Annotated in this window: 19 protein-coding genes; 5 read left to right on the top strand and 14 right to left on the bottom strand. The window is 72.0% G+C overall.

Annotated elements, in window-relative coordinates; all coding sequences use genetic code 11:
• Nucleotides 1-144 precede the first annotated feature (144 nt).
• The 3 genes from JNB50_RS15460 to JNB50_RS15450 are packed head-to-tail and all read right to left on the bottom strand — an operon-like array spanning nucleotide 145 to nucleotide 2,710.
• Nucleotides 145-1,407 carry an O-antigen ligase gene (locus JNB50_RS15460; RefSeq protein WP_208041080.1) on the bottom strand — a complete coding sequence of 421 codons (1,263 nt, stop codon included), beginning with the start codon at nucleotides 1,405-1,407 and terminating at the stop codon, nucleotides 145-147.
• A gap of 32 nt (nucleotides 1,408-1,439) precedes the next feature.
• On the bottom strand, nucleotides 1,440-2,522 hold the full coding sequence (locus JNB50_RS15455; RefSeq protein ID WP_208041079.1) for a glycosyltransferase family 4 protein: 1,083 nt from the start codon (nucleotides 2,520-2,522) through the stop codon (nucleotides 1,440-1,442).
• A 14-nt stretch (nucleotides 2,523-2,536) separates the two neighbouring features.
• Nucleotides 2,537-2,710, bottom strand: coding sequence for a hypothetical protein (locus JNB50_RS15450; protein ID WP_208041078.1), 174 nt, complete (start codon nucleotides 2,708-2,710; stop codon nucleotides 2,537-2,539).
• Nucleotides 2,711-2,898: 188 nt separating this feature from the next.
• On the opposite strand from JNB50_RS15450, the gene JNB50_RS15445 reads away from it, so the two are divergent.
• Complete coding sequence (locus tag JNB50_RS15445) at nucleotides 2,899-5,016, top strand: RecQ family ATP-dependent DNA helicase (RefSeq protein ID WP_208041077.1); 2,118 nt, start codon at nucleotides 2,899-2,901, stop codon at nucleotides 5,014-5,016.
• Nucleotides 5,017-5,040: 24 nt separating this feature from the next.
• On the opposite strand, the gene JNB50_RS15440 is transcribed toward JNB50_RS15445, so the two are convergent.
• The 5 genes from JNB50_RS15440 to JNB50_RS15420 form a co-directional block, all read right to left on the bottom strand.
• A complete protein-coding gene (locus JNB50_RS15440; protein WP_307794743.1) occupies nucleotides 5,041-5,691 on the bottom strand; it encodes a hypothetical protein in 651 nt (216 codons plus the stop codon).
• A 250-nt stretch (nucleotides 5,692-5,941) separates the two neighbouring features.
• Nucleotides 5,942-7,090, bottom strand: coding sequence for a UDP-N-acetylmuramate dehydrogenase (locus JNB50_RS15435; protein WP_307794742.1), 1,149 nt, complete (start codon nucleotides 7,088-7,090; stop codon nucleotides 5,942-5,944).
• Entirely contained in the window at nucleotides 7,087-7,512 is a 426-nt protein-coding gene (locus JNB50_RS15430) for a MaoC family dehydratase (RefSeq protein ID WP_208041076.1), read from the bottom strand. Before JNB50_RS15430 ends, JNB50_RS15435 begins: the two co-directional genes overlap by 4 nt.
• Nucleotides 7,512-7,958 (bottom strand): MaoC family dehydratase N-terminal domain-containing protein, encoded by a 447-nt coding sequence (locus JNB50_RS15425; RefSeq protein ID WP_208041075.1) that lies wholly within the window; start codon nucleotides 7,956-7,958, stop codon nucleotides 7,512-7,514. Before JNB50_RS15425 ends, JNB50_RS15430 begins: the two co-directional genes overlap by 1 nt.
• A 363-nt stretch (nucleotides 7,959-8,321) precedes the next feature.
• On the bottom strand, nucleotides 8,322-9,512 hold the full coding sequence (locus tag JNB50_RS15420) for a hypothetical protein (RefSeq protein WP_208041074.1): 1,191 nt from the start codon (nucleotides 9,510-9,512) through the stop codon (nucleotides 8,322-8,324).
• Between the two features lie 172 nt (nucleotides 9,513-9,684).
• Here JNB50_RS15420 and JNB50_RS15415 point away from each other — a divergent pair, with 172 nt between their 5' ends.
• Nucleotides 9,685-10,608 carry a Ppx/GppA phosphatase family protein gene (locus tag JNB50_RS15415; protein WP_208041073.1) on the top strand — a complete coding sequence of 308 codons (924 nt, stop codon included), beginning with the start codon at nucleotides 9,685-9,687 and terminating at the stop codon, nucleotides 10,606-10,608.
• 39 nt (nucleotides 10,609-10,647) lie between these two features.
• On the opposite strand, the gene JNB50_RS15410 is transcribed toward JNB50_RS15415, so the two are convergent.
• Nucleotides 10,648-11,301, bottom strand: coding sequence for a TetR/AcrR family transcriptional regulator (locus tag JNB50_RS15410; RefSeq protein WP_208041072.1), 654 nt, complete (start codon nucleotides 11,299-11,301; stop codon nucleotides 10,648-10,650).
• Between the two features lie 117 nt (nucleotides 11,302-11,418).
• Between JNB50_RS15410 and JNB50_RS15405 the strand changes: the two genes are divergently transcribed.
• Nucleotides 11,419-12,174, top strand: a complete 756-nt coding sequence (locus JNB50_RS15405; RefSeq protein ID WP_208041071.1) for a DUF4386 domain-containing protein — start codon at nucleotides 11,419-11,421, stop codon at nucleotides 12,172-12,174.
• On the opposite strand, the gene JNB50_RS15400 is transcribed toward JNB50_RS15405, so the two are convergent.
• The 4 genes from JNB50_RS15400 to JNB50_RS15385 are packed head-to-tail and all read right to left on the bottom strand — an operon-like array spanning nucleotide 12,156 to nucleotide 19,732.
• Nucleotides 12,156-12,911, bottom strand: coding sequence for an ABC transporter ATP-binding protein (locus tag JNB50_RS15400; protein WP_208041070.1), 756 nt, complete (start codon nucleotides 12,909-12,911; stop codon nucleotides 12,156-12,158). The two genes, JNB50_RS15405 and JNB50_RS15400, sit on opposite strands and share 19 nt — an antisense overlap.
• Nucleotides 12,898-13,872 (bottom strand): ABC transporter ATP-binding protein, encoded by a 975-nt coding sequence (locus JNB50_RS15395; protein WP_208041069.1) that lies wholly within the window; start codon nucleotides 13,870-13,872, stop codon nucleotides 12,898-12,900. The genes JNB50_RS15400 and JNB50_RS15395 overlap by 14 nt, the downstream gene beginning before the upstream one ends.
• A 5-nt stretch (nucleotides 13,873-13,877) precedes the next feature.
• Complete coding sequence (locus tag JNB50_RS15390) at nucleotides 13,878-16,631, bottom strand: FtsX-like permease family protein (RefSeq protein WP_208041068.1); 2,754 nt, start codon at nucleotides 16,629-16,631, stop codon at nucleotides 13,878-13,880.
• Nucleotides 16,628-19,732 carry an FtsX-like permease family protein gene (locus JNB50_RS15385; protein ID WP_208041067.1) on the bottom strand — a complete coding sequence of 1,035 codons (3,105 nt, stop codon included), beginning with the start codon at nucleotides 19,730-19,732 and terminating at the stop codon, nucleotides 16,628-16,630. Before JNB50_RS15385 ends, JNB50_RS15390 begins: the two co-directional genes overlap by 4 nt.
• Nucleotides 19,733-20,617: 885 nt before the next feature.
• Between JNB50_RS15385 and JNB50_RS15380 the strand changes: the two genes are divergently transcribed.
• Nucleotides 20,618-21,148, top strand: coding sequence for a GIY-YIG nuclease family protein (locus JNB50_RS15380; RefSeq protein WP_208041066.1), 531 nt, complete (start codon nucleotides 20,618-20,620; stop codon nucleotides 21,146-21,148).
• Nucleotides 21,149-21,687: 539 nt separating this feature from the next.
• Here JNB50_RS15380 and JNB50_RS15375 read toward each other — a convergent pair.
• On the bottom strand, nucleotides 21,688-23,394 hold the full coding sequence (locus tag JNB50_RS15375; RefSeq protein WP_208041065.1) for an MFS transporter: 1,707 nt from the start codon (nucleotides 23,392-23,394) through the stop codon (nucleotides 21,688-21,690).
• Between the two features lie 190 nt (nucleotides 23,395-23,584).
• On the opposite strand from JNB50_RS15375, the gene JNB50_RS15370 reads away from it, so the two are divergent.
• Nucleotides 23,585-24,166: a TetR/AcrR family transcriptional regulator gene (locus JNB50_RS15370; protein WP_208041064.1), complete on the top strand. Its 582-nt coding sequence runs from the start codon at nucleotides 23,585-23,587 to the stop codon at nucleotides 24,164-24,166.
• The last annotated feature ends 24 nt before the right edge of the window (nucleotides 24,167-24,190 follow it).

Below are 24,190 nucleotides of genomic sequence, written 5' to 3'. Positions count from 1 at the left end.
CGCGGACGGTGCCCCTGGCGGGCTGCGCAGCGCGCAGATGCCCCGACGCGGAAGCCCTGGCCACCGCTTGTCGAGGGCATTTCCCTCTGTCACGGAGGCGACGCTGCCAGGAGAGGGCTGTGCCGTCAGGAGAGGGCTGTGCCGTCAGGAGACGCTGTGCCTCGACGATACTGAGTCAGAGACGTTCTGCGGCTGTGCCACCAGCGCCGTGTCCGGCGGTTTCAGTCCGGTTACGGGGTCTTCGGGCTTCGGAAGAGTGATAAAGATGCTGAACAGCAGCCCGGAGTACGTCCAGAGGAGCACGTCGAACGAGAAGAACATGCCCACGACCAGGGCGAGGAGTGCCTTCGCCATCCGCCCTACGCTGAAGAACGCGAGGACGCAGACGGCGAGGAGCACGAGGAGGCCGGCTATTCCCATGGTCCCAAGCACATAGACGAACATGTTGTCTACGACGCGCAGATAGGTCTGATGCATGTATCCGCGTTGATACAGCACGCGTTGGCTGCCCCAGCCGTAACCGAACCACGCCTCGAGCGGTGGCCTCGCCAGCAAGTCCGGGATCGATTGGAGCGCGCCCGACCGGTGGGACCATGAACCGGAGACGACCAGCTCCTGCGCGATACGCACGACACCGACGTCGACGGTCACCAGGAACACGCCTCCCGCGGCCATTACGTACAGTGTTCGCGCCCACGCCAGGAGTTTGGTGTTCATGGCAACGTGTACGAGCACAGCGGCAGACAACGCGAGGACCACGCTCCGAGTCCCACCGATGACCTGGCCGACGATGGCGCACGCCAGTGCGAGCAGACGCCATCCTTGCTTCCACCGCGCAGGATTCGACCACGCGACGATGAACGCGACTCCCTGGAGGAGCGCGAACAGAATCGGGTGGCCGAGCGAACCTTGCGCGCGCGCATATCCAGTGAGGAGCGGGTTCCCTCTCGCCCCTCCGCGGTAGCCCCAGACGGGGTCGATGTGCAGAATCACTTCGGACAGGCCCAGCATGAGCTGAAACACCGCCGTGACGATGATCGCCGCGTACAGCATCCGCAGTTCTGCCGGGTCGAGCGACGAGACCACGTATGCTGCAAGAACGGTCAGCCCGAAGAAGACGATGATCGAGCTGATCTCATAGCTGCCCATCAGTGCCACACCGAACGCGGTATAGCCCCACCAGATAACGACCAGGATGAATTGTCTGCCGCCCGCTTTCGGCGCCCGGCTGCGGAGGAGTGCCAGCACCAGCAACGCGATGGCGGCGACAAAAGTCGCCTGATAGACCTCCGGCCCCGCGGTCGTGTTCCCGCTGAACGACAGGATGAAGAACGACATCGACATCGCGACGCCGCGAACCAGTCGCGCAGGAACGATCACCAGCAACACCACGGCCACCACGAGCACGCCCGCGCCGACGATGAGGAGAAGAGGGAGGTTCATCGCCCGACGCGTCTTCCGGCCAGGGAGCGATACGCGTCAATCACGGGCCCGAAGACGCGGTCCGGAGATGCCTCGGCATCCACCCAGCTCTTCGCCGCCGCGACGACGGTCGTGCGAGCCGGATCGTCCGTGAGCACGTGGACGATGGCGTCTGCGAACTCGTCATCGTCGGCGTCGTCCGCCACAACGATCCCGCGACCGGACGCGAGGAGCCCGTTCGCCGCGGAGGTCGTCGCGACGACGGGACGCCGGCGCTCGAAGGCCTCGAGGACGACAAGCGGAGTCCCTTCCCACCGCGACGTCATCACGAGTGCATGCGCCGAGTCGAGACGGTCGGGCACGTCATCCACCTGCCCGACGAACTCGACCGGCGCCCCGATCGCCGCGGCCAGTCCCTCTGCGTCTGCACGCAGCTCACCGTCGCCCGCCCAGGTCGCCGCCACCGGCCTGGTCTTCGCCACGGCCGCAACAACGCGCACGAATCGAAGCGGATCCTTCTGCTCGACGAGCCGGCCGACGGCGAGAATCCGGACCGGAGCGGTCGCGTCAAGGCTCGGCCACTCCCGGGGAGGGAGCGCGTGACGCTGAGCCGGCGCGTTCCCGACGACAACCACTCGGCTCCTCGGTCGGCGCGCGTCGTAAACGACCATGTCGGCGACCGCGCCGCCGACGGCGAAGATCATACGGCTGCGAAACGACAGGATTCGCGGCCGGATACTCGGAAGCCGCGTGTGCGCGTGCTCCACGACGGGTATGCCCAGGAGACGCCCGGCGATGAGGCACTGCAAGGCCTCGCGCCGCTGGTGTGCGTGGAGGACGTCCGGTCTCTCCGCACGGGCTGCACGCAGGAGGGCCCTCGTCTGCCTGAGGAACCCCGTGGGCCGCTGCGGGATGAATCGGACGGACGGGGCCAGCCGAGCTCGCGAAGACCCGGGTTCCGCGACGACCGAGACAACGACTCCGTGCTGGAGTGCGAGCCAGTTGGACAGGTCGACGACGACCTGTTGGGCGCCCCCCGCGCCGATGTTGTCGATCACCTGCATGACCCGGAGCGCGCGGCCTCCGATGGTCTCTGACATCGGCGAGGGTCCGATCAGCTTTGGTCGATGACCTGGACGTCGCCGAGCGCGTTGCGAGCCTTGTCGAGAGCTTCGCCGATGTTGCGCGCGTCCATGACGACGACGGCGGCCGTTCCGTTCGGCAGTCGGAGTCGGAGTTCGAACGGGCGGAGCGGGGACCGGGTACGGGTGCGGGCTGTAGTGGACACGCTGGAACTGTAGGCGCGGAACTGCCGGGCGAATTCGGCGGTTTCCGGCCGATCAACGCTTCCCGGCGACCATTTCATCCCGGCGCTCACCCATCGCGACTCTCCTTCACAGACGCGGTCGCGCGTGAGCTATCCACAGATCCAGGCCTCTCCGGTTCCCCGTCAGTCGCATCTGGAACGATGGCTTCATGAGCACCACCGGCACCACGTCAGAGACCACCCGCGATCGAGCCCTCTCCCGCCTGCGCGCCCTCGTCGGCCGCCCGGACGCCGACTTCCACGCGGGGCAGTTCGAGGCGATCGAGGCCCTCGTCGACGACCGCAGCACGGCGCTGGTGGTGCAGCGGACGGGCTGGGGCAAGTCCGCCGTGTATTTCGTCGCGACGATGCTCCTGCGCGAACGCGGGGCCGGCCCGACCATCCTCGTGTCTCCGCTCCTGGCGCTGATGCGCGACCAGGTGGAGGCGGCGGCGAAGGCCGGGGTACGGGCTCTGTCGATCAACTCCGCCAATCGGCACGAGTGGGACGAGGTGGTCGCCCGGTTGAAGGACGACACCGTCGATGCGCTCCTGGTCTCGCCCGAACGGCTCAACAATCCCGAGTTCCGCGACCAGCACCTGCCCGCCCTCGTCGATCGCTGTGGGCTCCTGGTCATCGACGAGGCGCACTGCATCTCCGACTGGGGGCACGACTTCCGGCCCGACTACCGTCGGCTTCGCGAGCTCGTCCGCGCTCTGCCCTCCGGGGTCCCGGTGCTCGCCACGACGGCCACGGCGAACCAGCGGGTGGTCGCCGACGTCGAGGAGCAGCTGGGCGGAGCGGCGGGCGCGGGTTCCGTTCGCACGATCCGGGGTCCGTTGGCGCGCCGGTCGCTACGGCTCGGCGTCCTCACGCTCGACGACGCGACCGCGCGCCTGGCTTGGCTCGCCGGCCACCTCGCCGAGCTGCAGGGCAGCGGGATCATCTACACGCTGACGGTGTCGGCCGCCGATGACACCGCCCGCGTGCTCCGCCGGGCCGGACACGATGTCGCCGCGTACACGGGCCAGACGGATCCCGCGGAGCGTGAGGAGCTCGAAGCGCGGCTCAAGCGCAACGAGGTCAAAGCGCTCGTGGCGACGAGCGCGCTCGGGATGGGGTTCGACAAACCGGATCTGGGCTTCGTGGTGCATCTGGGCGCGCCGTCCTCGCCCGTCGCGTACTACCAGCAGGTCGGGCGAGCGGGCCGCGCCACCGAGACGGCCGACGTGCTCCTGTTGCCTGGCGCGGAGGACCGTGCGATCTGGCAATACTTCGCCACCGCAGCGATGCCGACGGAAGAGAAGGTGTCGGCGCTGCTCGGCGCGCTGGGCGAACAGGCGCAGTCCACGCGCGTGCTCGAGAGCCGGGTCGACCTGCGGTCGTCGACCCTCGAGCTCCTGCTCAAGGTGCTCGACGTCGACGGCGCCGCACGGCGCGTGCCCGGTGGCTGGATCGCGACCGGCATGCCCTGGACCTACGATCGCGAACGCTACGAACGCATCGCGGCCGCCAGAGCGGCCGAACAGGCCGCGATGATCGAGTACGAGCGCACGCCGGGCTGTCGGATGGAGTTCTTGCAGCGCCAGCTCGACGACCCCGACGCCGGCCCGTGCGGTCGCTGCGATCGGTGTGCAGGGCCGTGGTATCCCCGTGAGGTCGGGGCCGACGCGGCGCAGGCGATCTCCTCGGAGCTCGATCGTGCCGGCGTTCCGGTCGAACCCCGAAAACTCTGGCCGACAGGGGCGGACGCCGTCGGCGTTCCCGTGAGAGGCAAGATCCCGCAGAGCGAGCAGCTGGAGGCGGGACGGGTGCTGGCCAGGATGACGGATCTGGGTTGGGGAGGCCGGCTCCGCGGACTGCTGGCGCCGGAGACTCCCGACGCGGACTGCCCGCCGGAGATCGTGCGGGCGTGCGTTCAGGTGCTCGCGCAGTGGGACTGGACCCAGAGACCGGCCGCGGTGGTCGCGGTGCCGTCGCGCTCACGACCGCGGTTCACCGAGAGCCTGGCCCGCGGGCTGGCCGAGATCGGACGGCTCCCGTACCTCGGAGCGCTCACGCTCCGACAGGGTGGGCCGTCCGGAAGTGCGGGCGGCAACAGCACCTACCGCCTCGCCGGGGTCTGGGACCGGTTCGACGCGACGGGTCTCGAGTTGCTCTCCGGCATGCCCGTGCTGCTCGTCGACGACCTCATCGACAGTCGGTGGACGATCACGGTCGCCGGGCGTGAGCTGAAGCGTTGCGGCGCGGGAGCGGTGCTGCCATTCGCGGCGGCACTCCGGGCGTGATGAGCGGTCGAATCGGAACGCCGGTCAGATGAAGCCGCCGAAATCGCCGCCACCGAAATCGCCGCCACCGAAATCGCCGCCGCCGAAATCGCCAGAGCCGAAGTCGCCACTGCCTGCGTCCCAGCCGGAGGAGCCGTCCCAGCCGGAGCCGCCGTCCCAACCCGAGGTATCGGCGCCGGAGGCGGCGTCGGGCGATCCGCCGTCTGTGGCCGCCTGCTCCGCGCCGGGTGCCGGCAGGAAGGCGCTGACGAGCGTGGAGGCGATGACGTAGCCCGCCACGCTGCCGAGAAGCGAGCTCGCGAACATCCCTCCGAAGCCCATTCCGCCTCCCGGGCGGGCGCCGAGCGTGCGCTCCAGGGTGCCGGGTTGGCGCAGTTCGGAGCGGGTCGCGGCCTGGGCGAGCGAACGAGCGTCGTCCGCGCCCGGCTGCTCTCCCGCCGGCGCGTTGGCCGAGAGCTCCTGGAACACGAGGCGGCGCTGCTCCGGGGTCAGTTTGGCGAAGGCCTCCTCGTGGACCTGCTCGATGGTCTCGGGCGGGGCCGTGCGCAGGAGGTAGCGGTAGCGCTCGACGGCGATCTCGTCTTCGGTGCGTTGCGCCGACGGGGGCGCCGGCGGGCGCGGCAGTGCCGGCAGGCGCGGCAGTGCCGGCAGGCGCGGCAGTGCCGGCAGACGCACCTGCTCCGGCAGGTGCCGAACGTGCAGTATTGGCGTACTGCTGAGCGGGCTGGTATTGGCGAGTGCGGTCGTCCTGCGGTTCTTCGCGGCCGAGGAGTCGATCGAGGAATCCCATGGCCACAGCCTAGGAACGGAGGGTGAGAGTCCTCTCAGAGAACGCCGCCAGGTCGCTTTGCGGTTGACCGCCACACTCGACCTCCACAGCGGGCGGCTTGCTCGGCCGACCCGTCACCGGATGCTCGCCGGATCCTCAGAGCGTCAGACCCACCAGCACCGGTTCCGGTCGCAGGAGCACGCCGAACTCGGCCTGCACGCGCGCCTGGATGAACGAGGCCAGTTGTGCGACGTCCGCGGCCGTGGCGTGGCCGCGGTTGACGATCGCAAGGGTGTGCTTCGACGAGATGACGGCGCCCGACCCCGGCAGGGCGAAGCCCCGGCGGATGCCGGCGTTCTCGATCAGCCACGCGGCCGAGAGCTTCACGTCGTAGGGGCCGTCCGCCAGCGGCGGGATGTCGAGCGGGTGGACGCCTCCGAGGGGGAGGCCGATCACGACATCCGGTTCGGGAGGAGTCACCGGCCAGCGGGGCGCTTTCGCTGGCAGGCCGCGCGCGAACGACTCCGAGACGATCGGGTTGGTGAAGAAGCTGCCCGAGCTGACCGAGTCCGGGTCGTCGGGATCGAGCACCATCCCTTTGGAGGCGCGCAGAGCCAGCACCGCGCGCCGCAGTTCGGCGACAGGAACCCGGGAGCCGAGCGGAACGCCGAGCGAGTCGGCCAGCTGCGTGTACGCGACCGGCGCGCTGAGAGGTGCGCCGACACCGCCGGGAACCGAGTTGTCCGACAGCTCCAGCTCCACCGCGAGCACCACGCCGAGCCGACCGCGCTTCAGCACGGACGTGCGATAGCCGAGCTCCAGTTCCGCACGCGACAGACGTACGACGTCGCCGGTCTCCGCGTCGAGGAATTCGACGCCGACGAGGGCCGACTCCAACTCCTGCCCGTACGCCCCGATGTTCTGCACCGGCGCCGCACCCGTCGAACCGGGGATGCCCGACAGCGCCTCGACGCCCGACCACCCGTTCCGCACGGTCAGGGCGACAACCTCGTCCCAGGGCTCGCCCGCCTGCACCCGCAGCCGCACGCGACCGTCGGGGGCGTCGAGCCGGTCGATGCCCCTGGTCACCACGTGGATGACCGTGCCCTCGAAGCCGTCGTCGCTGGCCACCGTGTTCGATCCGCCGCCGAGGAGGAGCCACTCCTCCCCCGACGCCCAGACCTCGCGGACGGCCTCGACGAGCGCGTCGGTGGTCACCGGCGCGATCAGGGCCTCCGGCACGCCCCCGACGCGCATGGTCGTGAGCTCCGCGAGAGCGGGCACCCCCGTCGTCGCGTCGTTCACGCGAGCGAGACGCGGACCTGCGCCTTGCCGAGCACAGTCTCGGCGTTGAAGGTCGTGGTGAGGTCGATGCGCGCCACCCGCGCCTCCGCGTCGAGCTGGCCGACCTTGGCGGTCACCTGCACGCTCGCGCCGCTCGTCGGGTCGACGACCACCGGGCGCGTGAACCGCACCTGATAGTCGACGACGCGCGCGGGGTCGCCCACCCAGTCCACGACCGGCTGCACGGACAGACCCATCGTGAGCATCCCGTGGGCGATCACTCCGGGGAGCCCCACCGAGGTCGCGACGTCGTCGCGGTAGTGGATCGGGTTGAAGTCGCCGGAGGCGCCCGCGTAACGAACGAGCGCGTCCCTGCTGAGATCGAAGGTGCGCTCGGCGACCACGTCGCCGACGGTGAGGGACTCGAACTCGGGTGCGGGCATCACTCGTCTCCTCGAACGACCAGGGTGGACACGGTGGTCACGACGTGCTCGCCGGCATCGTCGACGATGACACTCTCGGCGGTGACCATCGAGTGCGTGCCGAGCGACTTCACGGAGGTCACCGTGAGCGTCGCGGTGAGCTCGTCGCCCGCCACGATCGGCCGCGAGAACGTGAACCGCTGGTCGCCGTGGACGACGCGGCTGAAGTCGATCCCGGCCTCCGGGTCGGCGAGCAGCTGGTCGAGGGTGAGCTGCTGCACCACGACGGCGAACGTCGGCGGCGCGACGAGGTCGGCGTGGCCGGCGGCCTGCGCGGCCGCCACATCGAAGCTGACAGGGTCGGTGGCGAATACGGCCGCGGCGAACTCCCGCACCTTCTCACGCCCGACGAGGTAGGGAGGGGTCGGGGGGAAACTGCGCCCCACGAGCTCTGGATTCACTGGCACCCGACGATTCTACGAAACAGAAGAGCCCCGGCGCAGAAGCGCCGGGGCTCTCGAAGCTGTGTCAGCGGACTACTGGCAGCTGTCGCACTGCAGCAGATCCATCGGGTCGACGGGAACTGCGTAGCCGCCGACGGTGTCGTTTTCGTAGTCCATGATGGCCTCCCCTAGAAGTCTGTTCACCGTGTGTCTCGCGGTGTTTACCCACTATATAACCCGAATGACACGATTGTCATTCCACTACATGTAGTGTTTTCGGGTTTTTTCTGGCGGACTGCCCGACACCCCCGAGATTACGCGGAACCACCGACATCGACCCCTCCGAAGTGGGGGAATCGACACGGCGTGTCGCGTCCGGGAGCCCGGTCACTGTTGCCAGACGCCGCCCGGGGAGAGCCACGGTCCGAACTTCCAGGGCTCGATGGAGAACGAATCGGTTGCACCGGGATAGGTGAACGACACCGACCCGTCGCCCGTCGGGAAACCGGCGAAGCCACCCTTCTCACCGCACCCGTCGGTGGCCCACCCTCCGGGGTCAGTCTGCTGGGTATACCGCCAGCAGCGGAACCGGTCCACCTGCGGCCACATACCCGGCGGCATGCTCTGCCAGTGGTAGGTGATGGTGTCGCCGTCCCGGGTGACCCATGCCTTCATCGGAGCAGGCGCGGGCGGAGCGGGCGGCACTGCGACCGGGGGCGCCGGTGCAGGTGCGGGAACCGCAGGTGCCGGCTGCGGTGCGGGAGCGGGAGCGGGCTGCGGTGCGGGAGCGGGAGCGGGCTGTGGCGCGGGCGCAGGCGCAGGTGCCGGCGCAGGCGCCGCCTGCGACGGTGCTGGCGGCTGCTGCTGCTGGGCGTCGGGGATTTCGTCACCGTTCCAGTCGATGTGCGCGTTGATGTAGTCCTGCGATTCGCCGGCCATCCCTGCGCACTGTTCGGAGAACAGCAACCGGAGAGCGATCTCTCCGCTCTTGACGAAACGATTGCCCGGGAAGCCTCCCCCGATGATGGTGGCGATGACGGTGGCGGCGCAGGAGTTTCCGGTGACCTTGGCGATCCACAGGGCCAGCTGTTTGTCGACGAACTCGATCCCCTTGCCGAGCAGGCAAGGCAGTACCGTGTTCCCGAAGGCCTTGCAGACGAGCTTGATGGCAGCGTCGCGGATGGTGCTGAACAGCGAGAGGGAGGTGACCCAGACGGTGGACTGGGCGTAGTCGGTTCCCTCCATCACCCACGAGCCGCCCACCTGGTGGGCGACAGCGTCGTCGTGACCGGCCAACGGCATGGTGACAGCGATCTTCCCCGTCCAGTCGCCCGCGATGTGGATGTCGTACTTGCAGTCCCCGACATCGGTGATCGTGGCCGCGGTCTCATGGGCGACGACTCCGGCGGGCACCTCGAGGGTGATTCCGTTGGCGGCCTTCACCGTTCCTCCGCGCTCCGGCGTGATGGTGGCGGTGGCGAGTGCGACGTCGGGCTGGGATGAGCACCCGGTCAGCAGGGCGACACCGAGGGTGATCGCGGAGACGGCGGCGACGAAGGCGGTTCTCGGGAAGCGCATAGGAGCCTCACTGTTTCGGGTACTCCGATCTTGTCAGCACGACAAGGGGCGATCAACAGGTTTCTCAGAGTGAGGGGCTCCCAGCGCCCGTCCGTGAGCGGCTGCGGCCGAGCGCAGCGTGCGGCGCGAACGTGGCGCGGAGTCCCGGTCGCGCGACCGTTACTCTCTGTCTATGCGACTCGGAGTCCTCGACGTGGGATCGAACACCATCCACCTGCTCGTCGTCGACGCGCACCCCGGCGCCCGGCCGCTCCCTGCGGCGACCCACAAGTCCGTGCTGCGCCTGATGCGCTACATCCTGGAGGACGGGTCGATCAGCGAGGAGGGCGAGACCGCCATCCTCGAGGCCATCCGCGCTGCGGTCGCGGTCGGTGAAGCGGAGGGCATCGATGAGCTGCTGCCGTTCGCGACCTCCGCGATCCGGGAGGCCGCCAACGGTCCGGCGATCCTGCGTCGCATCCGCGACGAGACCGGCGTCGAGCTGCAGGTGCTCTCCGGCGAGGACGAGGCGCGGCTGACCTTCCTCGCCGTCCGGCGCTGGTCGGGATGGTCCTCCGGCTCGCTCCTGCTGCTCGACATCGGCGGCGGCTCCCTGGAGGTCGCGGCGGGCGCCGACGAGTACCCGGACACCGCGGTGTCCCTCCCCCTCGGCGCCGGCCGCAGCACCATCGGGTTCCTGCACCTCGACCCGCCCACCGAGGACCAGCTCACCGCGCTGCGCGACTACGCCAGGGCGACCCTCGCGGAGGCCGTCGGACGGTTCTCCGGCCGGGGGCGCGAACACGTGATCGGCACCTCCAAGACCATCCGCTCGCTCGCCCGGCTCGCGGGCTCGACGGCGAGCGGCCCCGGCGGCACCGAGCGGAGCCTCCTGCGCCGCTCCGAACTCGCGGACTGGGTGCCGCGGCTGGCGCAGCTGCCCGCCGATGCGCGCACCGCACTGCCGGGCATCACCGCGGACCGCACGTTCCAGATCGTCGCGGGCGGAGTGGTGCTGCGGGAGGCCATGCGCGCCCTGGACGTCGCCGAGCTCGAGGTCTGTCCGTGGGCGCTGCGCGAGGGCATCATCCTGCGCTACCTCGACCACCTCGACTGACCTGGGCAGATTTGCCGCAGATGGTGCGATCGGCGGCCGTCAGGGCCAGCGACGCTCGACGCCGTCGAGGATGAGGTCGAGACCCGTGGCGAACTCCTCGTCGTAGTCGTAGCCGGACTCTGCGAGCCGGGCGACGACCTCCAGCAGGTACGGGAAGCGCTGCGCCACCTCGGCGGGAACGGACTGCTCCGTCTCGGCCGCCACCTGCCCCGACTCCTCCGCGGAAGCGAACGGGAGGGTCTTCTCCTGGAGGGCGAACCCGTACACGTACGCGTCGAGCACCGACGTCACGTGCACGGTGGTGCGGAACGGGAATCCGGCCTCGCGCAGGCACCCCATCATCGCGTTGTGCGCGGCGAGGTTCGCGAGCCCCGGCCGCGTGCGCGACTCCATCAGCCCGACCGCCCAGGGGTGGCGCCGCAGTGCCGCGCGCAGCGACACCGCTCGTGCGCGCATCGCCTCCCGCCAGGTGGCGCCGGCTGGCGGCTCGACCTCGGCCCAGACCAGGTCGACCATCCCGTCGACGAGCTCCTCCTTGTTGGCGACGTGCTTGTAGAGCGCCATCGGCACCACCCCGAGCTCGGACGCCAGCGACCGCATCGAGAGCGCGTCGATGCCTGCGGTGTCGGCGCGTTCGAGCGCGCGCCGGAGGACGCTGTCGCGGGTCAGGCGGGGACGGGTCGCCTCGGGCATACTGTCCCCTTTCGGCGGAGGTCGTGAACGGATGTTGACACGGTGTACGCCGTACACCTATTGTGCAGGTGTACGGCGTACACCATCCTAGCCCCCCTCACCAGAACCGAGGCCACCATGTCCACCGATCCCCTGCCTGCCGATCCCCTGACCGCCGATCGCCGACGCGCGCTCACGGCCGGCGCGCTGTTCCTCGTCACCTTCGTCACCGCGATCGCCGGCGTGCAGCTCTACGCCCCGGTCCTCGACGACCCGGCATACGTGCTCGGCCGCGGCGCGGACACGCGCGTCCTCCTCGGCATCCTCTGCGAACTGGCGCTGATAGCCGCCAACCTGGGTACGGCGCTCGCACTCTTCCCGATCCTGCGCCGCCGATCCGAGGGGCTCGCCCTCGGCTACGTCGTCGCCCGCATCATGGAGTGCGTCTTCATCGCGATCGGCGTGCTGTGCCTGCTCACGGTCGTCACCCTGCGGCCGCAGGCGACGGCGCTCGGCGACCAGGAGGCCGTGGCCGTCTCGGCGCACACGCTCGTCGCCCTCCGCAACTGGACGTTCCTGCTCGGTCCCGGCTTCGTCGCGGGCCTCGGCAACGGTGTCCTGCTGGGGTGGCTGCTGCTGCGCTCCGGGCTGGTGCCCCGAGCGATGGCGATCGTCGGCATGGCCGGCGGTTCGCTCGTCGCGCTGTCGGGGATCGGCGTGCTGTTCGGGTTCTGGGGTCAGGGGTCGCCGGTCTCCGCCGCCGCGACACTTCCCGAGATCGTCTGGGAGGCCTTCCTGGGGATCTTCTTCAGCTTCGTCCTCTTCACGCCGCGTCAACGCGCGCGCGTCTCCCGCCGCACTGCGAGCGGGAGCGCTCAGCTCTCCGCCGCGTGACGCCCCCGCCGCGGCGCGCCGCCGCCGAGCCGGCCGTCGTGCAGCTCCAGCACCCGGTCGGCGCGTGCCATGAGCAGCGGGTCGTGCGTGGTCACCACCGCGGCGACGCCGCTGCCGTGCACCAGTTCGACCAGCAGGTCCATGATCTGCCGGCCGGTCACGCTGTCGAGCTGGCCGGTCGGCTCGTCGGCGAAGAGGAGCGGAGGGTCGGCGGCGAGTGCGCGGGCGATCCCGACGCGCTGCTGCTGGCCTCCCGAGAGCTCCGTCGGGCGCTGCCGGGCGTGCGCCGCCAGTCCCACCCGCTCGAGGAGCTCGGCGACGCGGGCGTCGCGCTCGGCGGGCGGCGTCCCCAGGAGCCGGAGCGGCACCTCCACGTTCTCGGCCGCCGACAGCACCGGGATGAGACCGAACGACTGGAACACGAAGCCGACGCTGCGTCGGCGCAGGGCGACGAGCGCGGTCTCGTCGGCCGTGCCGACCTCCACGCCGTCGACCACGACCCGGCCCGAGGTCGGCCGGTCGAGCCCGCTGAGCACGTTGAGCAGGGTGGTCTTGCCCGACCCGGAGCGGCCCTTGATCACCACCAGTTCGCCGCGGTGGACCTCCAACGTCGCCTCGGCGAGCGCGACCACCGGCCCTGCCGCGGTCTCGAAGACCCGGCTGACGGCCTCGGCCGCGAGCAGCGGCCCGTCCTGCACCGACCGGACCCGCTCGGCCACGGTGTCAACGCTCGTCATCGGCGGCCTCCTCCTGCTGCGTCTGCTGCACGTGCGGCCAGACCCCGACGTGGTCGCTCTCGAGCGCCAGCCGCACACGTTCGCGCATCCCGAGCGTCGTCAGGTACTCCTGCGGCAGCTGGAGGCGGCCCACCCGGTCGAGGACCGCGTACTCCTCGGCGACCAGGTGCTCGTCGCCCTCGGCCGTGACGCCGGTGCGGCGCAGGACCTCGGTGGCGGTGCGCCCGTCGCGGATCTGCACGGTGCGCGCGACGTGGTCGGACACCGTGGGGTCGTGAGTGACGATCAGCGTGGTCACGCCGAGCTCACGGTTGACGCCGCGCATGGCCTCCAGCACCTCGGCGCTCGTCGCCTCGTCCAGCTCGCCGGTCGGCTCGTCGGCGAGCAGCACCCGCGGCTCGTTGGCGAGGCCGACGGCGATCGCGACGCGCTGCTGCTCGCCGCCGGACATCTCGGACGGGGTGCGGTCGGCGCAGTGCGCGACCTCCAGGAGGTCGAGGAGGTCGGCAGAGCGGCGCTCCCGGTCGGGCGTACGCGCCAGCGACATGGCGAGCGCCAGGTTCTCGCGCGCGGTGAGGTAGCCGAGGAGGTTGCGCGAGGTCTGCTGCCAGACGAACCCGACCGTGCGGCGCCGGTAGTCGACCCGCTCGCGCGACGACAGAGCGAGCAGGTCACGCCCGGCGACCGTCACCGACCCGGCCGTCGGCTTGTCGAGACCGGACAGGATGCCGAGCAGCGTCGACTTGCCCGACCCCGAGGCGCCGACGATCGCGACGAGCTCGCCGCCGTCGACGCTCAGGGTCAGACCCTGGAGCGCCTGCACCTCCACGCCGTCCGCCGTGAAGATGCGCACGAGGTCGGAGCAGCGGATCGCGGCGTCGACCGGCGGTGCGGCGGCGCCCGGTGCTGTGGTCGCGCCGGGGGCGGCGATCGCGCCCAGCAAGGTCTCCTGCGTCGTCATCCTGGTCATTCTCCTCCTGTCGACGGAAGGTCTCCGGCCGCGCGCAGCACCGCGGCGGGCGACGAGCGCCGCGCACCCGCCAGCGCCACCAGCGTGGCCACCGCGGCGACCGCCGCGAAGCCGGCGAGCGCTGCGGCGGTCAGCCACGGGTCCCTCGCGACCGTCGGCTGCACCGGACTGCCGGTGAACCCGCGCAGATCGAGCGGGCCGAGCACGATCCCCGGAAGCACCAGCCCCACGATCGCGCCGGCGACGAGACCGATGACGAGCACGGGGCCGAGCTCCCAGGCGAGCACGCCGGCCGTCTGCCGCGTGCTGAACCCGACCGTGCGCAGTGTCGCCACCAGGCGGATGCGGGAGGCCGTGTTCATGACCAGCGTGAGCACCAGGGCGGCGACGCACAGCAGCACGGTGAGGGCGATCGAGAGCAGCGCGATCGACTCGGTGCCCGCCACGAGCGGGGAGGAGCGGAGGGTCGCGCGCTCGGCGACCGCGTCGCCCACCAGGGCTCCGCTGCCGCCGATGCGGGCGAGCTCGTCGTGGACCCGCGCCGCATCGGCGCCGGACGACAGCGCCACCAGCACCGTCTGCGGGGTGCCGGTGACCTCGCTCGAGGCCGGGAGCGTCGAGCGGTCGATGATCACCCACCGGGAGTCGCGCACGTAGACGCCCGGCGTGAAGTCCAGTTCGGTCACGGCCAGGTGCACATTGGTCCCCTGCCCGACGACGAGGGCGCTCGTCACCGGGATGCGACTCTCCCATCCGCCGAGCACCGCGCCGGTGCGGCCGGGGAGCCCGCCGCCGAGGAGCGTGGAGAGGCGCGCGGAGGCGGGGAGGCCGCGCTGCACGGCATCCAGCTGCTTCGGGTCGACGAGGTAGCCGGAGACGACCTCGCCCGTGCCGCCCGCGGTGATCGCGATGCCGCCCGCCCAGTCCACCGTGGCGGTGGCGGCGACACCCGGGATGCGCTTCACAGCGGCCAACTGGTCGGGACCGAGCGTGGAGGCCGCCGTCAACGACAGGTCCGAGCCGACCCTCGCCCGGGCGCCCTGGTCGAGACCGTCGCGCGCCGTGGCGAGGACGCTCACCGAGAACAGGGCGATGCTGACCCCCGCCACCAGGGCGAACACCGGCCAGAGCACGGCGCCGCGCCCGCCGCGTGCACCTGTCCCGCGGGCGCCGGACGCGCCGAGGAAGGCGACGGCGCCGCTGCCGCGGCGGAACGCGGCGACGAGCCAGCCGAGAGGAACGCCCGTGACGCGCAGCACGATCACGCACGCGGCCAACGCCACGAGGACCGGGGTGAGGGCGGCGAGCGGATCGACCTCCAGACCGCCGCCGGAGGCAGTGAGCCCGCGGCGGGTCAGCAGGACGACGCTCAGCACCGCCAGCCCGATGATGGTCACCTCGGCGACCCAGGCCCAGCGCGAGCGCGCGCGCGGGCCGACCGGCCGCGGTGCGAGCGAGCCGGCGGCGAGCACCAGTGCGACAGGTGGCGCCGCAGCGCACAGTGCTGCGAGCAGCACCGGGATCAGCACCGGTGCGGTATCGGGCGTCACGGCGAAGGCGACCGCGAGTCCGACGATCGCCGTCGGCACAGAGGCGAGGGCACCGTCGATCGCGAGGGTCCCGCGCAGTCGACCGGGCGACGCACCGCGCGCCGCCATGAGCGCGAGCGCCTCGCGGCGCCGGCCCACGACGAGCCGGGCGCCCAGCGCGAGCACGGTGAGGGCGACCACGAGCGGCCCCGCCGCGAGGATCGCGAACAGCGTGTTGGCCGGCTGCGCTCGGCTCTGGAAGTCGTCGAGCGGCCCCTGCAGGCTCGTGCTGAACGTGAGCGTGACGGGAACGCCCTCGACCGACGCGACCGGCGGGAGTGCCAGGAACCCGCCGAGGGTGCTGCGCACGGCCGGCAGATCCTCCACCTCGAAGGATGCCGGCAGCACGGGGAACCACAGCGACGCGACGGCGCCGTCGAACGCAGGGGCGACAGCCGGCCACGACCCGGGGTCGAGCCACGCCACCGCTCCGAAGTCCTTTCCCTTGTCGCCCTCGTCGAGGAAGTGGCCGTGCGCGCGCACGGCGTCGAGGTTCCAGAAGTCGCTGCCGGCGTCCTTCGGCGCGACGATCCCGACGAGTCTCAGCGTGAGGCCGTCTTCGGTGCCGGTGCGCCGCTCGGCGCCGAGCGGCCACTCGAGGAGGCGCGCGGCGTCGCGCGTGAGCACGACGTCCACGACGGCACCCTGGAGCGACGACGCGGTGACAGGGGCCGGCCAGGAGCCCTCGACCAGCCGCGCCTGCGATCGCAGCCCCCGATAGGCCTCGACCCCCACGCTGTACCTGCTGTTCGAGGCGGCGTCCTTCGGCGGCTCGACGCTGAGGTCGAGACTCGTCATCGCCGTGTCGCCGTGCCCGGTGACGTGGCGCAGCGGCGGCTTCAGCCCGGCGTGCACCGAGGCGGCGATGCCGGGGAGGCCGTGCCAGACGGCGACGGGATCCAGCACGGGTCCCGCTGTGAAGGATCCGGTGCGAATGGCGGTGGTCAGGTCGCGGCCTCCCGCGCCTGCCTGGGTCACCTCGTGCCGCAGCTCGGCGGTCAGCAGGCCGCTGGCGACCCGCGGCCAGGCGGCGAGCGCCGCGGTGACGACGACCGTGACGAGAGTGAGCAGCAGCAGGCCGCCGCGGAACGCCTTCAGGGCGCGCAGCGCGAGGCCGGCGTCCGTGAGCCGGGAGGCGCGCGCGGCGGAGGGAGACGTCATCGGGTCTCCTCCCGGTACGCGGTATCGGCCGCCTGGCGCCGCACGCCGGCGCCGTAGCCCCACACGGCGACGGCGAGCGCCGCGACCAGCGCCAGTACCCCGAGTCCCATGCCGACGGGATCGACGCGACCCTGCACCGACAGCGTGGAGGGCGCGGTGACGACCGACAGTCGCGCGAGCGTGTTGCCGACCAGCAAGACGACCACGACCCCGCCGAGGAGGCCGAAGACGCCGGCGGCGAAGGACACGCCGATGACCTCCAACCGCCGTGCCCACGCCTGCTGCCGGCCGGAGAGTCCGACGGCGCGCAGCACGACGACCTCCCCGCGCCGACGGCGGAGGGCGGCGGTGATCGCGGCGACGACCGCCGCGACGGCCAGCAGCGCGCAGCCTGCCGCGCCCAGCCAGGTGCTGGCGACGGCCCCACCGAGGAATCGGGCGACGAACGCGCCGGAGGCCGTGCTCACGGTCGCGTCGGGACCGACCTGGGCGCGGACGGCGCTCGCGACCGTCTCCGGATCGTCGGCGCCGTCGGTGGCGAGCCACACCGACGAGGCGCGTGTCACCGAGGCCGACGACCGCAGAAGCTCGGCCGTGAGCGCGGGCAGGTCGGCGAACACCGCGCGCTCGTCCGAGGTGCCGGGGAGCGCCGGCACGATCGCCGCCACCTTCCCCTGCAGGTCGCCGACCGGGCTGCGCACCTCGATGCGCTGCCCGACCTGGAGGGCGTTGTCGTGCGCGAGTGCCGTGGTGACCGCGAGCGGGAGGGCGGAGGCGCCCGGCGGGACGAACCGCACGGACGCATCCCCGGTGAACGAGGCTGCGCGCGCGCCGAGAGCCCCGTCGGCCCGGAAGGCACCGGCATCGCCGAACGCCGCGGTGGCCGGGACCCAACCCCCGGCGCCGGACGGCAGCCCGGAGACGCGCACGCCGAGACCGGTGACGCCGTCCGGGGCCTCCAGCGTCACGTCGAGGGCGACGAGCCGGGTGGCTCCGTCGGGGAGGGCGAAGGCGATCGCGGTGGTCGCCGTGCCGCCTCCTGCGGGCGCTGGTGCGGGGGCGGGTGCGACCTGCCCGGCGACCGGGACGACCTCGCCGGTGGAGGTGGCCAGCCAGGCGGTGCCTCCCGTCACGTCCGCGGCGCCGTCGCCTTCCGCCACCGCTGCCGTCGCCGACAGCAGCTTCGAACCGGACGGGAGCTCCACCCCGGCGAGCACACCCGGAACCCGCAGGCGCCTGGCCAAGTCGCCGGTGTCGAGCAGGTAGCCGCCGATCGGCAGCAGCGTCGGCAGCGCGCTCGCGTCGGCGGCGACGACGGCGACGTCGGAGTCGCCGACCGTCCCGCTGTCGACGATGGCGGGCGAGACCGCCGTCACCCCGCGGACCGCGGCGAGGCGCGCGGCCCCGGAGGTGTCGTCCGGGCCGTGCGGGCTCCCGCTCACCCCGAGATCGGTGCGAACGGCGGCACCGTTCACGAGCAGGGCGGAGTCGCGCAGGAAGCCGCCGAACGTCCCCGCGTAGCCTGCGGCGAACGTCAGCGAGCCGACCGCGAGGACGATGAGCGCGACCGGACCGGCGAAGAGCGCCACCCCGCGCCCCACCTGCCGTGCCGGAAGCACACCGGCGACACCGCGACCGCGGCCGGCGACGCGCTCCACCGCGGCCGAGGCCGGCCCGAACAGCAGGAGGCCGATCAGCGCGATCGCGCACAACACAGCGGCCGGAGCGACCACCCCGGTCGGGTCGACCGCGTCGGAGCCACCGCCGACGGCGGGGCCGAACGCCACGAACCGCCAAAGTGTCACGGTTGCGGCGATGACCGCGAGCACGGTGAGGCCTCCCGACACGACGGTCCGGCCGCGACCGGCCTCCACCGCACCCGGCGATTCAGAGGCCGCACGCGCCGAGAAGACGACCGTGAGCATCGAAGCGACGACGGCCAGCACGACCGTCAGAATCGGCGGCAGCGCGACATCGAGAGCCTGAGTGGGCGGCGCGAGCGTGAACGACAGCACCAGCTGCGCCGCCACCGTGCCGACGACGGTCGCGAGCACCGCGACCACGCCCGACTCGACGACCGCGGCGCGGGCGAGGGTCTGGATCGTGACGCCGCGCGAGCGCAACAGCCGCGTCTCGACCCGCCGCGCGCCGGCGAGCAGCTGCGCGAGCAGTACGAGCGCGATCGCCGAGCAGGCGGCCAGCACGGCGAGCGGAACCGGGATGACGGCGTGCAACGCCACCACCGAGCGCTGCATCGCCGCCACAGTCGCGATCGCGTCCCCCTCGGCGGAGAACGGGCTGGCGCCGGCGGCCGAGTCACCGCTCAGCTCCGTGGCAGCGCCCGCCAGGGCCGCGTGGAGGCGGGGAAGCTGGGCGGCGGTCGTGCGCTTCGCGTCGGGTGTGACCACCCACCTGCCGGTGAGACCGTCACTGGCCGCGGACGCCGTCGCCGCATCCACGGCGATCCTGCCGTCGGTGCCGCCCTGGCCGTCGGTGAGGCCGAGCCACGCGGGCGCCGACGGATCGGCGGGATGCCACAGTGCCGTCACTTCGACAGGAACCGGCTCGGAACCGCCCTGCAACTGCAGGTGATCACCGACGCGGACGGAGTGGGCGCGTGCGAACGCCTCGTCGACGGCGGTCTGGCCGTCACCGGTGGGCCAGCGGCCCGCCGAGACGACGACCCGGGAGCGGAGGTCGTCGGCCGCGACGAGGAGCAGCGCATCGCCGCCTGCGGTGTCTGCGTCCTTTGCGACCGGGACCTGCGGAGCGGAGAACGTCCCCACGACGGCCGCGGACAGTCCGGACAATCGATGGGTGAGCACCCGGCGGACCTCGGCGTCCTGCGCGGTGAGGTCCGACAGCGCCGTGGACTCCAGCGCCAGCGAGGTCACGGCCGACGCTTGGCCGGACAGCGTGGCGCGCACCGCAGCGGTCGGCGACCGCACGGCGAGCCCGGACATCACGCTCGCGAGCGCTGCCACCACGACGATGACGAGCCCGGTCGCCAGGAGCGTCCCGCGCTGCGCCCGGCTGCGTTGCAGCCAGAACGAACGCGGCCGGCGCACCCCCGCCCCCGCCCGGCCCTCCCTCGCACGCATTCCCTCAACCTAGCGCGCGTTCGCGCAAACACCGCGCGCTTTCACGCACTTTCGCGCGCGCTTCCGCCGCGCGGGCTCCTCGAGGGGCAGGCGGTCGTCCCCTCGTGCCCCGAGTGGCAATAGTGCGCTCTTACGCGAGGCCTCCCTCCCGCGCACACCACCCCACGTACGCCGAGGGGCACGTCGTTGTCACTTTCGCGCACCCAAAGCGACAACAAGGTGCCCCTCGCGAGAGCCGTTCGTGGCCCGCGCGAGATTCGTTTGCGGCTCGCGAGCCCGTCGCTAGATGCGGGCGCCGCCGCCACGCGGATGCGGTCGGTCGAGGGGCACGTCGTTGTCGCTTCCGCACACCTAAAGCGACCACAACGTGCCCCTCGCGAGAGCCGTTCGTGGCCCGCGCAAGATTCGTTTGCCGGCTCGCGAGCCCTTCGTTCGATGAGGACACCGCCGCCACGCGGACGCTGTCAGTCGAGGGGCACGTTATTTTCACTTCCGCGCACCCAAAGCGACAACAACGTGCCCCTCGGCGAGCGCGAGCGGGGCGGGGAGGCCGCGGTCAGCGGGTGGGGAGGGCGGGCTCGTGCAGGGTGACGCGCGGGAGCGGGCGGCGCCGTAGGACAGGCGGACGGTCGACACCTGGCCGTCCTTCTCTCGGACGCCGTCGCCGTTCTTCTGGCCGAGCGGGGTGCAGGCGTGAGGGGTGGGCCACGGATAGGGGCCCGCGCACCCCTCGGGCGAGCCGCCGCGACCGACGGTTTCGCCCGCGAAACACGGCGTCGCGCGCTAGCAGCGTGGCGTGCGGTGGGCGGGGCTCGATCGCCTGCCGGGGCGCTGTCGACGTGTGCAGTCCGGTCCGCTGTCGGCGGCCGGCAGTACCGTCGCGGTGTGACCGCGTCGTGCTCCCTGTGCGGCGCTCCCGCACATCCCGGAGCGCCGATCGCGCTGTGCCTGACGCACCTGCTCGAGGCTCACGAGTGGGTGGAGGCGGAGTACGGCCAGACGGACCTGCTGCCGTCGCCGTGCGCGTTCTGCGGGTCGCGGCTCGGGGTGCGGTACCCGTCGGGGTGGCTGTGCGCCGTGTGCGAATGGCGGGTGGGCGAGCTGCCGCCCGACGGGGCCGCCGCCTCCCGAGTGGATGTCGTCTACTACCTGCGGTTCCGCGACCGGATCAAGATCGGCACGTCCGCCAATCCCGCTCAGCGGTTCGCCAGCCTCCCGCACGACGAGGTGCTCGCGTTCGAGCGCGGCGACCGCAGGCTGGAGCAGCAGCGGCACGCGCAGTTCGCCGCGCTGCGCATCCCCGGAACCGAGTGGTTCGAGACCGACGACGTGCTGCTAGCACACGTCGCGTCGCTGCCGCCCGACCCGTGGGGGCTGCTCGCGCGCTGGCGCAGCGAGGCGGCTGCGCGCGGGTGAGGTGCGGCTCGGGGCCGGCTGCGTCGCCAATTCCGGAGAGGGCCACGACACGCCGCTCGGATGTCCGTTCATCCGGACATCCGAGCCCATCCCGGACCGAGCTCCGGAGTTACCGACCGCCGAGGGCACGCCCCCGTCCCGCCCAAGTCACCGGAGATACGGGCACTCGACGTCCCGCACCAGCATCTCCGGAACAACGGACAAGCCGACCGCCCCACTCACGAATCTCCGGAGTCATGGACCAACGCCGCTACCGCGAGCAGATCTCCGGAACTACCGACGAAACTTCCGGTCCCGCAATCAGATCTCCGGAGTTGCGGTCGGCAACGGAGGAGATCGGCGGCGCCACGCCGCACCCGGGAGGCTAACGGAGGAGATCCGACCGCATCGCCGCGCAAACTCCTCCGTTGCCGACCGGCGGCGAAGGGTCGGCGGGGGTCGGTGGCTATGGGAGGAGATCGGCACGCGGTGCGCGCCGATCTCCTCCGGTAGCTGCGATGGGGCCTCCGGCTGGGGCGATCTCCTCCGTTGGCGACGCGCTATGCGGCGGAGGTGGCCGGCTCGGTGGGACGCTCGGCCTCCACCTTCGCGATCAGGCGCGCCATCTCGGCGGCCTCGACCGCGGCGCGGGACGCGCGAAGCGGCTCAGCCGCAGCGCCCCCTTCCGCGGCGACGCTTCCCGCCGCAGCCACCCTCAGCGGCTCCGCCGCGGCGACGCTTCCAGCCACCGCCACCCGCAGCGGCTCCGCCGCCACGACGCCACCGGCCGCAGCCGTGCGCAGCGGCTCCGCCGCGGCGACGCGGGCCTCCGCGTCGAGGCGGGCCAGGCCTGCCACGGCCGTGAGGTCGGCGGCGACCGCCGCGCGGCCGGCTCGCGAGCGGATCACGACCGCCGCCGCCACCGTGACCACTGCCGCACCGAAGGCCAGCACGCCGGCCGTCGCGAAGCCCTCGGTGTAGCCCGACTCGGCGGGGAGTCCGCCCGCGCCGATCGTTCCGGTCACCAGTGCCGTCATCACGGCGGCGCCGATGGCCGAGCCGACGGTGCGGAGGTTGGCGTTCATGCCGCTCGCGATCCCGGTCTGCGTCGCGGGGACGCTCTGCACCACCACGCTGGTGATGGCCGCGTAGATCAGGCCGAGGCCGATCCCGAACACGCCGGATGCGGCGGCGACGGCGAACAGCGAGCCGTGGAGGAACGCCAGCGACAGACTCGACGCCGCCATCACGACCGCGGCGACCACGATCTGCATGCGGAAGCCCAGCCAGCGCTCGAGCGGTCCGCTCACGAAGCCGGTCACCGCCATCGTCACGAGCATCGGGAGCATCAGCAGCCCCGACTCGGCGACGCTCGCGCCGAGCCCGTAGCCGGTGGATACCGGAGTCTGCACGAAGCGCGGGAAGAACGCGAACACCGCGAACATGGCGGCGCCGATGAACACGGCGGCGGCGTTCATGGACCAGACGCCCGGCTCACGCATGAGCCGCATGTCGACCAACGGGTGCCGCGAGCGCAGCTCCACGACGACCCAGGCCGCGAGAAGCAGGGCGGCGAGCGCGAACAGCGCGATCACCACGGGCGACGACCAGCCCCACTGGGCGCCGGTGCTGAGCGGCAGCAGGAGGGCGATGAGCCAGCCGGACAGCAGCGCAGCCGACCACGGGTTGACGCCTCCCGTCGCCCGCGTGGGCGACTCGGGGACGATGGCGAGAGCCAGCACGGCCGCGGTCACGGTGAGGGCGACGGGGACCAGGAACAGGCCGCGCCAGCTGAGGACGTCGGCGAGCGGCCCGGCGAGCACGGTCCCGAGCCCGCTGCCCACGGCGATGATCGACGCGATCGCGCCGATCGCCGACGGCAGCCGGTGCGCGGGGAATTCGTCGCGGATGATGCCGAACGCGAGCGGGAACATGGCCCCGCCGAGACCTTGCACGACCCGGCCGGCGATGAGGACGCCGATGCTGGGGGCGACGGCGGCGATGATGCTGCCGACCGCGACGGCCAGCAGCGCGAGCACGAACACGCGGCGCTTGCCGACGAGGTCGCCGACGCGGCCGAGCAGGGGCGTCGCGACCGCCGCGGCGATCAACCAGGCGGTCATGGTCCAGGTGACGCCGGCGGTGGTGGTGTGGAGGTCCTGCTGGATCACTGGGAGGACGGGGACGACGAGCGACTGGAGGGTCGCGAAGGAGGCCACGCTGAGTGCCAGAACGGCGAAGGTGGCGGAGGGACGGGATCGAGACACGGCTACGTACTTCCTCTTCTCGAAGGGGAGGCCGGCAGATGGCCGACCGGGTGAACTTTTCTCTGCGGAGAGCTACAATTGGAGGGAGGCTCCGATCGGAGGCTGCCTCCGGTTACAGGAAAGACACTACCGGAGGGTGCCTCCGCTTCGCAACCCTCAGTTTCGACATTCCCCGGAAGGACCCGCCGCCGTGACCGGCACCGACATCGCCCAGCCTCTGATCGCGCGCCCCCAGCGCGCCGACGCCCGACGCAACTTCGACGCACTGCTCGCCGCGGCGCGCGAGGCGTTCGCGGCCGACGGCGCCGGCGCCTCCCTCGAGGACATCGCGCGGCGCGCCGGAGTCGGCATCGGAACCCTCTACCGCAACTTCCCCACCCGCGACGCCCTCGTCGAGGCCGTCTACGTCGAAGAAGTGGAGGCCGTCGTGCGCGCGGCGGACGACGCAGCGTCCCTCGAACCGTGGGACGCCGTGCAGGCCTGGCTGCGTCGCTTCCTCCTCTACGTCGGCACCAAGAAGGCGCTGCTGGAGGGCCTCAACAAGGACTCCCCCGTCCTGCTCAGCTGCCGCACCTCCCTCTACGACGCTGGAGAGCCGCTCGTTCGCCGCGCCCAGGAGGCCGGCGAGCTGCGGGCGGACGCCAGCATCGGCGACGTCATCCGCATGGTGTCCGGCGTCGCGGGCGTCGCATTCGACGACGACGAGCAGCGCGACAGGGTCGTCGCGATGGCGATCGACGGCCTGCGCGCCCGCCCGCTGCCGGCCTCCTGAACCTGAGGGAGTGTTCAGACAGGC

The sequence above is a fragment of the Leifsonia sp. TF02-11 genome (assembly GCF_017565305.1).
Classification (GTDB): Bacteria; Actinomycetota; Actinomycetes; order Actinomycetales; family Microbacteriaceae; genus Leifsonia.
This window is presented reverse-complemented; position numbering and strand designations above follow the sequence as displayed.

Coding starts and splice junctions, on each gene's coding strand:
- JNB50_RS15455 (WP_208041079.1), bottom strand. CDS start 2,522: ATGTCAGAGACCATCGGAGGCCGCGCGCTCCGGGTCATGCAGGTGATC.
- JNB50_RS15445 (WP_208041077.1), top strand. CDS start 2,899: ATGAGCACCACCGGCACCACGTCAGAGACCACCCGCGATCGAGCCCTC.
- JNB50_RS15430 (WP_208041076.1), bottom strand. CDS start 7,512: ATGCCCGCACCCGAGTTCGAGTCCCTCACCGTCGGCGACGTGGTCGCC.
- JNB50_RS15420 (WP_208041074.1), bottom strand. CDS start 9,512: ATGCGCTTCCCGAGAACCGCCTTCGTCGCCGCCGTCTCCGCGATCACC.
- JNB50_RS15415 (WP_208041073.1), top strand. CDS start 9,685: ATGCGACTCGGAGTCCTCGACGTGGGATCGAACACCATCCACCTGCTC.
- JNB50_RS15410 (WP_208041072.1), bottom strand. CDS start 11,301: ATGCCCGAGGCGACCCGTCCCCGCCTGACCCGCGACAGCGTCCTCCGG.
- JNB50_RS15405 (WP_208041071.1), top strand. CDS start 11,419: ATGTCCACCGATCCCCTGCCTGCCGATCCCCTGACCGCCGATCGCCGA.
- JNB50_RS15400 (WP_208041070.1), bottom strand. CDS start 12,911: ATGACGAGCGTTGACACCGTGGCCGAGCGGGTCCGGTCGGTGCAGGAC.
- JNB50_RS15395 (WP_208041069.1), bottom strand. CDS start 13,872: ATGACGACGCAGGAGACCTTGCTGGGCGCGATCGCCGCCCCCGGCGCG.
- JNB50_RS15390 (WP_208041068.1), bottom strand. CDS start 16,631: ATGACGTCTCCCTCCGCCGCGCGCGCCTCCCGGCTCACGGACGCCGGC.
- JNB50_RS15385 (WP_208041067.1), bottom strand. CDS start 19,732: ATGCGTGCGAGGGAGGGCCGGGCGGGGGCGGGGGTGCGCCGGCCGCGT.